This window comes from Mycobacterium sp. NGS50 (genome assembly GCF_059812545.1).
On record NZ_JCALCW010000017.1, the window covers coordinates 60,379 to 70,608 of the forward strand.

The following is a 10,230-nucleotide window of genomic DNA, read 5'->3' on the forward strand; positions in this document are numbered from 1 at the left end:
CGCGTTAATGGCCCGGCGGACACGAATGCAGCGGCCCGCTTACTCCGCGTCCGGCTCCGGATCGGGCTCGGTCTCCGCGTCCGGCGGGGGCCCGTCCCGCAGCAACCTGCGGAAACCGTCTTCGTCCAGGATGGGTATGCCGAGTTCGACGGCTTTGTCGTATTTCGATCCCGGTGCATCACCGGCCACGACGTAGGCGGTCTTCTTAGACACCGAGCCGGCGGCTTTGCCGCCGCGGGCGATGATCGCCTCCTTGGCCTCGTCACGCGAGAACCCGGGCAGTGACCCGGTCACCACGATCGACAGCCCCTCGCAGGTGCGTGGGATCGCCGCGTCGCGTTCATCGGCCATCCGCACCCCGGCCGCCCGCCACTTGTCCACGATGTCGCGGTGCCAGTCCACGGCGAACCAGTCGGCGACCGCGGCGGCGATGGTGGCACCCACGCCCTCGACCGCGGCCAACTGCTCGGTGGACGCCGCCATGACGGCGTCCAGACGGCCGAACTCGGTCGCCAGGGCGCGAGCGGCGGTCGGGCCGACGTGACGGATCGACAGCGCCACCAGCACCCGCCACAGCGGCTGGGATTTGGCCTTGTCGAGATTGGCCAGCAACCGCTTGCCGTTGGCCGACAGGGCGCCGTCCTTGGTGGTGAACAACTCGGTGCGCAGCAGTGCGTCCTCGGTCAGCCCGAACAGGTCGCCCTCGTCGGTGATGACACCGGCACCCAGCAGCGCGATCGCCGCCTCGTACCCCAGGGCTTCGATGTCGAACGCCCCGCGGCCCGCGACGTGAAAGACCCGCTCCCGCAACTGTGCCGGGCACGCCCGGGTGTTGGGGCAGCGGATGTCGGCGTCGCCCTCCTTGGCCGGGGCCAGCGCGGTGCCGCACTCCGGGCAGTGGGTGGGCATGACGAATTCGCGTTCGGTGCCGTCGCGCACGTCGACGACGGGACCCAGCACCTCGGGGATCACGTCACCGGCCTTACGGATCACCACGGTGTCGCCGATCAACACCCCTTTGCGCTTGACCTCCGAGGCGTTGTGCAGGGTCGCCAGACCCACCGTCGAGCCGGCCACCTTGACCGGAGCCATGTAGGCGAACGGGGTGACCCGGCCGGTGCGTCCCACACTGACCCGGATGTCGAGCAGTTTGGTGGTTGCTTCCTCGGGCGGGTACTTGTAGGCGGTCGCCCAGCGCGGCGCCCGGGAGGTGGAGCCGAGCCGGCGCTGCAGTGCGATTTCGTCGACTTTGACGACGACGCCGTCGATTTCGTGGATCACGTCGTGGCGGTGCTCGGCCCAGTACTCGATGCGCTGCTGCACACCGGCAAGGTCGTCGACGCGGGTGGTGTGTTCGGAGACCGGCAACCCCCACGCCTTCAGCGCGAGGTACGCATCGTGCAGCGTGGCCGGACTGAAGCCTTCGGTGTGCCCCATGCCGTGGCAGATCATCCGCAGGCGTCGTCGCGCCGTGACGGCCGGGTTCTTCTGCCGCAGTGATCCCGCGGCGCTGTTGCGTGGGTTGGCGAACGGCGGTTTGCCGTCTTCGACGAGGCTGGCGTTGAGCACCTCGAAGTCGGCGAGCCGGAAGAAGACTTCGCCGCGCACCTCCAGCACCTGCGGGACCGGGTACTCGTGGCTGGCGCTGAGCCGTTGCGGGATGTCCTCGATGGTGCGGGCGTTGAGGGTGACGTCTTCTCCCACTCGCCCGTCGCCGCGGGTGGCGGCGCGCACCAGCCGGCCATCCCGGTAGACCAGGGACAGCGCCACGCCGTCGATCTTGAGCTCGCACAGGTAGTGCACCTGCATGTCCGTATCCCCGACTTCTGCGTGGATGCGGGCGACCCACGCGGCGAGTTCGTCGGCGCTGAACACGTTGTCCAGACTCAGCATCCGCTCCAGATGCGCCGCCTCGGCGAAGTCGGTGGCGAATCCGGCGCCGCCGACCAGTTGGGTGGGCGACTCGGGGGTGCGCAGTTCCGGGTGGGCATCTTCGAGTGCCTGCAGACGTCGAAGCAGGTCGTCGAACTCGCCGTCAGAGATGATCGGCGCGTCGCGCACGTAGTAGCGGAACTGGTGATCGCGCACCTCGTCAGCCAAGTCCTGCCACTCACGCCGGATCTCCGGGGTGACGCTGTCCGCCTGTGGGCTCACCTCCGCAGGCTATCTGTCCTGCGCGGGCGACCGCACTCGGGCCGGATAGCCTGGGGCGATGCCGCACCCGATCATGTACCGCGACGACGACCCGGGCCTGGCGGACACCCGCCGCATCGCGATGGGCTTTCCCGAGGCCTTCGAGAAGATCTCCTGGGGACGCCCGGTGTTCTGTGCGCCCAAGATGTTCGCGATGTACGGCGGCAACGCAAAGGTCGACGGGGTGATGGTGCCCTACCCGCACGCCGTGCTGGTCAAAGTCGACGAGTCCGAAAGGAAGGCGCTGGAACAGGACCGGCGGTTCTTCTTGCCGGCGTACATGGGACCGTTCGGCTGGCTCGGGATGGACTTCGCGGCGGCCCCGGTCGATTGGACCGAGGTCGGCGAGCTCATCGACGCGTCGTTTCGACTCACGGCGTCACGGAAGCTGATCCGTCAGCTCGACCAGCAGTGACGTCTGTTTCGACGTAATCCCGCAAACGGTCGATCGCCGCGTCCCAGCGCCGCGACAGCCCGGTGAGGTAGTCACTGGCTTCGGCCAGCGGCCGGGTCTGCACCGTCCAGATCCGTTCCCGGCCATGCCGGGAACTGCTGACCAGCCCGACCGCCTCCATCAGCTGCAGGTGTTTGGCAGCGGCCTGGCGTGTGACCGGAACCGATTGGGCGACTTGTGATGTCGAACATGGGCCACCATCGCACAGCCGGTTGACGATGCGCAGCCGATTCGGGTCCCCGAGGGCGTCGAAGACGGGGGCGGTCACACTCGCTGCCCCAGCGCCAGATACTTGCGCACCAACTCGACCTGGTGCGCCCAGCCCTCGGAGTTGGACTCGAACGCCGACGAGCGTCGGGCCGCCGGCAGCGCGTCGAAACCGCTCTCGACGATCGTCAGCAGCACCCCGTCGGCGGTCTCGGCGAGGGTGAACTCCACCAGCGTGGTCGGCTCCTCCTCGATGTCCGCCTCGCCCGCGCACGGATGCCAGCGGTAGGCGAACCGCCGCTGGGGTTCGACCGCGACGACCTGCCAGGTCGATCGGTTCCCGGCGTGCGGCTCCTGCAGTTTGGCGACCTCGTCGTCCACCGTGGTCGGGCTGATCGTCGCGGTCACCGACGCACCCGCGACAAACGGGCCGTCGATCCGTACACCGAACCACCGCCCGAACTCCGCGGAGTCGCTGATCGCGCGCCAGACCCGGTCCAGCGACGCCCGCAACACGACCTGCTTCTCAATACGATCCGATGACATATGCAACCTCCTGGTTGCGTCTCAGTACATCAGACGCCATCTGGTTGCGCAACCTTTTGGTTGCTTAACTTAGATTGCGGTCGGGTCCGTCGCCAGCCCTGCTGCCGCCTTGCGCGCCAGCTCGAGCGCCACCCCAGCCCAGTCCGCGGTCGCTTCGGCCAGCCCACACGCCGGTGCGATACCGACCCGCGCGGCCAGCACCGAGCGGGGAAACCCGATCCGGTCGGTGATCGCGGCCGCCGCGGCGGCGATCTGTTCCACGGAGGGTTGCCGGGGCGGGGCGCTGACCGGTATCACGCCCAGAACGACGGTGCGACCGGAGTCCACAAACTCGGCGATACCGTCCAGATCGACGGGCCGCAGTCGGGTCGCGTCAATTGAAACCGCGGGAATCAAACTGCGCTGCAGCAGATTCCAGGGCACATCCGTGGCGCAGCAGTGCAGCACCACTTCGGAGCCGACGGCGCCTGCGCAATCGTCGAGCAGCGCGGTGGCGACGGCCGAGTCGACCGGCGGCACCGGGGACAGCGCGGTGACCCCGGCCAATCGGCCGGCCAGCGCCGCGGGCAATGACGGCTCGTCGAACTGCACCACTACCGGGGTGTCCAGCCGCCGGGCCAACGCTGCGCGATGCACCGCCACGCCTTCGGCCAACGATGCCGCCAGGTCGCGCAGTGCCCCGGTGTCGGTGACCGCGCGGTGCCCGTTGGGCAGTTCCAATTCGGCGGCCAGGGTCAACGGGCCGGGCGCCTGCACCTTGACCGGGCGTGTACTGCCGCGCAGCCCCGCCCGTTCCCAGGCTTCTTCGAGGGCATCGAGATCCTCGTCCAGCAGGCTGGCCGCTCGCCGGGTCACGGCGCCCGGGCGCGCGGTGATCCGGTAGCCACGGGGTGTGGTGTCGATGGCGATGTCGACCAGTAGCGCACCGGCCCGCCCGATCAGATCCGCCCCCACCCGGCGAGCGGGAAGCTCGACCAGGTGGGCCATCGCGCCGCCGAGCTCACCGACGACCACCTCGGCAGCTTGACGCGGGGTTACCCCGGGCCACGAGCCGATCCCGGTGGCGGTTGCGAAAGCACTCACCCGGCAACCGTATTGGACGGGCGCCGGACCGATGGCGGGCGGGGCTAGCCTTGATGACAGGAAGGCGGTAGCAGCGGTGACACGATGGCGTGCGGTGCTCGGTGTCGGGGCCGCGGCGCTGCTCGCGGCGTGCACCCGAACACTCGGCGGTCTCGCCCAGGTACCGGCCTACGAGACGCCCGGGCCCGCGTCGCCGCTGGGTGTCAGCGTCGGTGAGGTTCTGCTGGATACCGCCAGGATGCGCGGAATCGCCGGCGCCGGCGAGGAGATGACCATCATCCCCAGCATGGACAGCACGTCGCCGGTGGATCTCGACGAGTTCACTGCCGGTGTGCCGGCGGAGTGCCGGTTCGTCTTCGCCGAGACGGCGACCTTCGGACCCGATATCCGACAGTTCCACAAAACCACGTTCCAATACCCTCCGAAGGGGGCGTTGATCTCCGAAGCCGCCGCCGCCTACCTCGACGCCACAACTGCCCGGCGCGCATTCGGCGCCCTGGTGACCACGGTGGACGGCTGTACCGCGGGAACGTTCGGTGCACGCTTCGTCGGCACCTGGCACGCCGACGACCAGGCACTGCACACCCGGGCCGGCGACTGCGGACGCAATTACCTGCTCAGGTCGGTCGCGTTGCTGGAAGTGACCTATTGCCGGTTTCCCGCGTCGGTGCCCGAGATCGTGCTGACGAACATGGCGGCCAACATCCCGGGCTGAGGCCCCCCAATCAGCGGTCGTCGCTGCTCCAATGGGTGCCGGACGCCTCACCGTGCGCAGGCTCGTTGACCCCGAACACGAACGGCGCGAACACCACTTCGCGCCCGTCGGGATCGGGATAGGTCTGGGCGCCGGTAGCCGCCCAGTAGGGGTGGGAGGCGACCGGCGTCACACCTGCGGCCCGCAGCCGTGCCGTCGCCGCGTCGCGTGCGGCCGCATCGGGAAAGTACAGGCACAGCTGTTCATGCGCGTCTACGGCGACCGGCTCGGAGGCTTCCACGACCTCGAAGGTGAGTGCCGTGCCGGGTAGGCCGAAAACCGCGCCGTTACTGCCGTAGCTGCCCTCGAACGTCGCACACAACGGCAGCCCGACCAGATCCCGGTAAAACGCAACCGTTGTGGCGAAGCGGGCCGAGCGCCGGGCGAAGCGGATCGCTCCGATCGCGCACAATTCATCCGGCCACACCGCGCCCGCATCGTCGTTCGGTGTCATCAACTCACCCTAGGAGCCCGGCCGAAACGGCGCAGGGCGATCAGCCGATGGTGGCGCTGGCGATCACTTCGTCGCCGTCCGGGTCGGGTCGGTAACAGACCAGTGTCTGGCCGGGGGCCACACCGCGCAGCGGTTCGGCCAGCCGCACCCGCAGCGATTCACCGTCTAGGTGCACGACCGCGGCCACCGTCTCGCCGTGCGCACGGACCTGCACCTGGCAGTCGATTGCGCCGTCAGGTGCGGTTCCGGCGGTGAATACCGGGGATTGACCGGCCATCTCCCACACGTCCAGGTCCGCGGCGGCGCCGACGGTGACGGTGCCGGTCGCGGCGTCGATGTCGGTCACATAGCGCGGTTGCCCGTCCGGGCCGGGGCCGGCGATGCCCAGGCCCTTGCGCTGGCCGATGGTAAAGCCGTGCACCCCGTCGTGCTCGGCGAGCACCGCACCGGCGGCGTCGACCACCGTGCCGCGGCGCACTCCGATCTTGGCTCCCAGGAATGCCTGGGTGTCCCCGGACGGGATGAAGCAGATGTCGTGGGAATCGGGCTTTTCCGCGACCGCCAACCCGCGCCGCGCCGCTTCCTCGCGGATCGCCGGCTTGGGCGTGTCGCCGATCGGGAACGCAGCGTGGCGCAACTGCTCGGCGGTCAGCACCGCCAGCACATAGGACTGATCCTTGTCGGCGTCCACGGCGCGCCGCAGCCTGCCGTCCGACAGCCGGGCGTAGTGCCCGGTGGCGACGGTGTCGAAGCCCAATGCCAGCGCGCGGGCGGCCAGCGCGGAGAACTTGATCTTCTCGTTGCACCGCACACACGGGTTCGGTGTTTCACCGCGGGCGTAGGAGTCGACGAAGTCGTCGATCACGTCTTCTTTGAACTTCTCGGCGAAATCCCAGACATAGAACGGGATTCCCAGAACATCGGCGACCCGGCGGGCGTCGGCGGCATCCTCCTTGGAGCAGCAGCCCCGCGATCCGGTGCGCAGCGTTCCCGGGGTACTCGACAGCGCCAGATGCACGCCGACCACGTCGTGCCCGGCGTCGACCATGCGCGCGGCGGCCACCGACGAGTCGACGCCGCCGCTCATCGCGGCCAGCACCTTCATCGTGACACCCCCGCACTGGCCAGAGCGGCCTGCCGGGCGCGGGCCACCGCAGCGGGCAGCACCCGCAGCACCGCGTCGATGTCCGCATCGACGCTGGTGTGCCCCAACGACAGCCGCAACGACCCGCGGGCGCTGGCCGGATCGGCGCCCATCGCGATCAACACGTGCGACGGCTGCGCCACCCCGGCCGTGCACGCCGACCCGGTGGAGCACTCGATACCGTTGGCGTCCAGCAGCATCAGCAGCGCATCTCCCTCACAGCCGGCGAAGGTGAAGTGCGCGTTCCCGGGCAACCGGGCGTCGCGGGCACCGTTGAGTACGGTGTCGTCGATCTCGGCCAGCACCTGCTCGATCAGCCGGTCCCGCAGCGAACACAACCGGGCGTAGTTGGCGTCAAGCCCGTCGACCGCGATACCCAGCGCGGCCGCCATCGCGACCGAACCTGCGACATCGGGTGTGCCGGAACGGATATCGCGTTCCTGACCGCCACCGTGCAGCAGCGGTGTGCAGACGGCGTCGCGGCGCAGCAGCAGCGCGCCGACACCGGGCGGGCCACCGAACTTGTGCGCGGTCACGCTCAGCGCCGCACACCCGCTGTCGGCGAACGAGACCGGCAGCTGGCCGACGGCCTGCACGGCGTCGCTGTGCATCGGAACGTCGAACTCGGCGGCGATCGCCGCCATCTCGGCGATCGGCATGATGGTGCCGACTTCGTTGTTGGCCCACATCACCGTCACCAGCGCCACATCGTCGTGGTCCAGCAGCGCCGCACGCAAAGCCGCCGGAGATACCGATCCGTCGGGGTTGGTGGGCAGCCAGCTCACCTCGGCGCCCTCGTGCTCGGCGAGCCAGGTCACCGCGTCGAGCACGGCGTGGTGTTCGATCTCGGTGGTGATGATGCGCCGGTGCCGCGGGTCGGCGTCGCGGCGCGCCCAGTACAGGCCCTTGACGGCAAGGTTATCGCTCTCGGTCCCGCCAGCGGTGAAGATCACCTCCGACGGGCGCGCCCCCAGGTGGGCCGCGATGCTCTCGCGGGATTCCTCCATGCGGCGGCGCGCCGCCCGCCCGGTGGTGTGCAGCGAGGACGCGTTGCCGACGGTGCCCAACGCGGCAGCCATCGCCTCGATGGCCTGCGGGTACATCGGGGTGGTGGCGGCGTGATCGAGATACACCATGACCTGCCCAGGATACCGAGGGCGTCGACCCGGGCCGACCTGGGCCGATGGCTACGGCAGCGCCCGGATAACCCGGCACGGGTTGCCCGCGGCCAGCACCGACGCCGGGACGTCCCTGGTCACCACGCTGCCGGCGCCGATCACCACGTTGTCGCCGATGCTCACTCCGGGGCACACGATGACCCCGCCGCCCAGCCATACGTTGTCGCCGACGGTGATCGGCGCCGCCGATTCCCAGCCCTGCCGTCGGGTTTCGTGGTCCTCGACCGGGTGCTGGGCGGTCAGCAACTGCACGCGCGGACCGATCTGCGCATGGTCGCCGATGCGGATCGGGGCGCAGTCCAACAGGATGGCGTCGTAGTTGATGAAGCAGTCGGCGCCGATGTGGATGTTCGTCCCGTAGTCGCACTGGAACCGGGGCAGGAGCTCTGAGCCCTCCCCCAGCGACCCGAGCAGCATACGCAGCAGCTCCTGCCGCCGCCTCTGCTCGTCGGCGCCGGCCGCGTTGAACACCTCCACCAGGCGCTGGCAGCGCCGCCGGCTTTCAACCAGTTCGGGGTCTTCAGGCCGGTAGAGCACCCCGTGCAGCATGCGCCAACGCTGGCTGTCCATGTTCTCGATACTGTCCCATCGCCGCCTGGCAGCGCCCGGCGAGGTCGCGGCGATCGCTGCCCGGCAGCTGCAGCGAGGCGACGTGCACCTGCGCCACGGTACGGCGGGAGATGACCAGCCGGTGCATCGACGCTCCCAGCGTGTCGTCGCCGACGAAGGCGGGAACGGTGGACAGCGAACCGTCACCGTGCCGGTAGCTCAGCTGCAACGGTTGCACCGGGCGCACGGCGTCGATGGCCGCCTGGAACAGGGCCGGATAGAACGGCCCCGAGCTGCGCCCGCACCAGGTGGTGCCCTCGGGGAACGCCACCACCGTGCGCCCCGCACGCAACCGGTCGGCGACGGCGTCGACCACGCCGGGCAGCCCGCGCAGGCTGGAGCGCTCGATCGGGATGACCCGCAACAGCCGGGCCAGCATGCCGATCGCCGGCCAGCGGATCAGGTCGGCGCGGGCGACGAACGATCCGGGCCACACGGCGCCGATGACGAACACGTCCAGCCACGACACATGTCCGCTGACCACCAGCACACCGGACAGGTTGCGGATCGGCCCGCCGGTCACCGTGACCCGCACCCCGAAGCAGCGCAGCACCAGCCGGCAGCCGCCGCGCTGCATGCGCGCCCGGCCCGGCACCGGCATCGCCAGCAGCGGCAGCATCGGAACCAGCAGCACCGCCGACACGATCCGCAGCGCCACCACCAGTCGGGAAGCGCGCTGTCCGTCGGTGTGCACACAGTGGGTGGTGCACGATGCCCGCGGCAGCCACGGATGGTCGGGGATCATGGCGCCAGGTCGGCGGCCGCCGCCACCGAACGCAGCCGGCGCAGATAGCGGGTGTCGGCGTCGCTCTTGGCCAGCAGCGCCGGGAAGTCCGCCACCCCGAATTCCGGGTCGTGGGCGGGTTCGCCGCAGATCTTCGCGCCCAGCCGCAGGTAGCCGCGCATCAACGGTGGAATGACGGGGCGCGGCGGCGCGGTGATGTCGTCGAGGCACCGGCCGTCGATCACCACCGGCCGATAGGGTCTCAGCAGGTATTCCGAGGGATGCCGACGCGCCACGAAGTCGCGCACACCGCGGATCTGGCTGCCGGGCCGGCCTTCGCCGTGCACCGGCACCGAGATGCAACCGGTGACGTAGTCGTAGCCGCACCGGTCGATGTAGGCCAGGATGCCGGCCCACATCAGCAGCACCACCGCGCCGTTGCGGTGCCCGGGGCGCACCACGGCGCGACCCATCTCGACCAGCGATGAGCGCACCGGGTCGAGCGCGGCGACATCGAATTCGGTGGCCGTGTAGAGCCCGCCGGCGGCGATGGCGCCGGTAGGGGGCAACATCCGGTAGCAGCCGACCAGCTGCCCGGAGTCGTCGTCGCGGACCAGCAGGTGGTCGCAGTATTCGTCGAACCGGTCGGCATCCAGGCCGACAGGGCCATCGGCGGAGCCGGACAGCGCGAAGCCGGGTTCGCTGCTGAACACGTCGTAGCGCAGTCGCTGGGCGGCCTCGATCAGCGAGGAGTCGGTGGACAGCAGCAGCGAGTACCGCGGGGTGTCGGTTGATGTGGCGAGGGGATCGGCGGCGATGAGTACAGAAGCAGTGCTCATAGTCGCCACGGTGACGCAGCCGTTCGGCGTCGCGGCAATCAGCGG

12 protein-coding genes are annotated in these 10,230 nt (G+C 69.8%); 2 read left to right on the top strand and 10 right to left on the bottom strand.

What is annotated here, in order from left to right:
- Nucleotides 1-39: 39 nt before the first annotated feature.
- Nucleotides 40-2,154 (bottom strand): NAD-dependent DNA ligase LigA, encoded by a 2,115-nt coding sequence (gene ligA / locus AC5Y36_RS13860; RefSeq protein ID WP_500041492.1) that lies wholly within the window; start codon nucleotides 2,152-2,154, stop codon nucleotides 40-42.
- Nucleotides 2,155-2,212: 58 nt separating this feature from the next.
- Between ligA and AC5Y36_RS13865 the strand changes: the two genes are divergently transcribed.
- Complete coding sequence (locus AC5Y36_RS13865) at nucleotides 2,213-2,608, top strand: MmcQ/YjbR family DNA-binding protein (RefSeq protein WP_500041493.1); 396 nt, start codon at nucleotides 2,213-2,215, stop codon at nucleotides 2,606-2,608.
- On the opposite strand, the gene AC5Y36_RS13870 is transcribed toward AC5Y36_RS13865, so the two are convergent.
- From AC5Y36_RS13870 to AC5Y36_RS13880, 3 genes are all read right to left on the bottom strand, one after another.
- Nucleotides 2,565-2,915 (bottom strand): ArsR/SmtB family transcription factor, encoded by a 351-nt coding sequence (locus AC5Y36_RS13870; RefSeq protein ID WP_500041494.1) that lies wholly within the window; start codon nucleotides 2,913-2,915, stop codon nucleotides 2,565-2,567. The genes AC5Y36_RS13865 and AC5Y36_RS13870 overlap by 44 nt on opposite strands.
- Nucleotides 2,912-3,400: an SRPBCC family protein gene (locus tag AC5Y36_RS13875; RefSeq protein WP_500041495.1), complete on the bottom strand. Its 489-nt coding sequence runs from the start codon at nucleotides 3,398-3,400 to the stop codon at nucleotides 2,912-2,914. Before AC5Y36_RS13875 ends, AC5Y36_RS13870 begins: the two co-directional genes overlap by 4 nt.
- A 69-nt stretch (nucleotides 3,401-3,469) precedes the next feature.
- Nucleotides 3,470-4,483 carry a uroporphyrinogen decarboxylase/cobalamine-independent methonine synthase family protein gene (locus AC5Y36_RS13880; RefSeq protein ID WP_500041496.1) on the bottom strand — a complete coding sequence of 338 codons (1,014 nt, stop codon included), beginning with the start codon at nucleotides 4,481-4,483 and terminating at the stop codon, nucleotides 3,470-3,472.
- Between the two features lie 31 nt (nucleotides 4,484-4,514).
- Between AC5Y36_RS13880 and AC5Y36_RS13885 the strand changes: the two genes are divergently transcribed.
- Complete coding sequence (locus AC5Y36_RS13885; protein ID WP_500041497.1) at nucleotides 4,515-5,198, top strand: sensor domain-containing protein; 684 nt, start codon at nucleotides 4,515-4,517, stop codon at nucleotides 5,196-5,198.
- Nucleotides 5,199-5,208: 10 nt separating this feature from the next.
- Here AC5Y36_RS13885 and AC5Y36_RS13890 read toward each other — a convergent pair whose 3' ends face one another.
- From AC5Y36_RS13890 to AC5Y36_RS13915, 6 genes are read right to left on the bottom strand one after another with little or no spacing between them, the layout of a single operon-like run.
- Nucleotides 5,209-5,691, bottom strand: coding sequence for a VOC family protein (locus tag AC5Y36_RS13890; RefSeq protein WP_500041498.1), 483 nt, complete (start codon nucleotides 5,689-5,691; stop codon nucleotides 5,209-5,211).
- Between the two features lie 40 nt (nucleotides 5,692-5,731).
- On the bottom strand, nucleotides 5,732-6,796 hold the full coding sequence (mnmA, locus tag AC5Y36_RS13895; RefSeq protein WP_500041499.1) for a tRNA 2-thiouridine(34) synthase MnmA: 1,065 nt from the start codon (nucleotides 6,794-6,796) through the stop codon (nucleotides 5,732-5,734).
- A complete protein-coding gene (locus AC5Y36_RS13900) occupies nucleotides 6,793-7,971 on the bottom strand; it encodes a cysteine desulfurase family protein (protein ID WP_500041500.1) in 1,179 nt (392 codons plus the stop codon). Before AC5Y36_RS13900 ends, mnmA begins: the two co-directional genes overlap by 4 nt.
- A 51-nt stretch (nucleotides 7,972-8,022) precedes the next feature.
- On the bottom strand, nucleotides 8,023-8,583 hold the full coding sequence (locus tag AC5Y36_RS13905) for a sugar O-acetyltransferase (protein ID WP_500041501.1): 561 nt from the start codon (nucleotides 8,581-8,583) through the stop codon (nucleotides 8,023-8,025).
- The gene (locus AC5Y36_RS13910; RefSeq protein ID WP_500041502.1) at nucleotides 8,534-9,367 is read right to left on the bottom strand and encodes a lysophospholipid acyltransferase family protein; all 834 of its coding nucleotides are present in this window, start codon (nucleotides 9,365-9,367) and stop codon (nucleotides 8,534-8,536) included. The genes AC5Y36_RS13905 and AC5Y36_RS13910 overlap by 50 nt, the downstream gene beginning before the upstream one ends.
- On the bottom strand, nucleotides 9,364-10,185 hold the full coding sequence (locus AC5Y36_RS13915) for a GNAT family N-acetyltransferase (protein WP_500041503.1): 822 nt from the start codon (nucleotides 10,183-10,185) through the stop codon (nucleotides 9,364-9,366). The genes AC5Y36_RS13910 and AC5Y36_RS13915 overlap by 4 nt, the downstream gene beginning before the upstream one ends.
- Nucleotides 10,186-10,230 lie beyond the last annotated feature (45 nt).

Coding starts and splice junctions, on each gene's coding strand:
- AC5Y36_RS13865 (WP_500041493.1), top strand. CDS start 2,213: ATGCCGCACCCGATCATGTACCGCGACGACGACCCGGGCCTGGCGGAC.
- AC5Y36_RS13875 (WP_500041495.1), bottom strand. CDS start 3,400: ATGTCATCGGATCGTATTGAGAAGCAGGTCGTGTTGCGGGCGTCGCTG.
- AC5Y36_RS13885 (WP_500041497.1), top strand. CDS start 4,515: ATGGCGGGCGGGGCTAGCCTTGATGACAGGAAGGCGGTAGCAGCGGTG.
- AC5Y36_RS13890 (WP_500041498.1), bottom strand. CDS start 5,691: ATGACACCGAACGACGATGCGGGCGCGGTGTGGCCGGATGAATTGTGC.
- mnmA (WP_500041499.1), bottom strand. CDS start 6,796: ATGAAGGTGCTGGCCGCGATGAGCGGCGGCGTCGACTCGTCGGTGGCC.
- AC5Y36_RS13900 (WP_500041500.1), bottom strand. CDS start 7,971: ATGGTGTATCTCGATCACGCCGCCACCACCCCGATGTACCCGCAGGCC.
- AC5Y36_RS13905 (WP_500041501.1), bottom strand. CDS start 8,583: ATGGACAGCCAGCGTTGGCGCATGCTGCACGGGGTGCTCTACCGGCCT.
- AC5Y36_RS13910 (WP_500041502.1), bottom strand. CDS start 9,367: ATGATCCCCGACCATCCGTGGCTGCCGCGGGCATCGTGCACCACCCAC.
- AC5Y36_RS13915 (WP_500041503.1), bottom strand. CDS start 10,185: ATGAGCACTGCTTCTGTACTCATCGCCGCCGATCCCCTCGCCACATCA.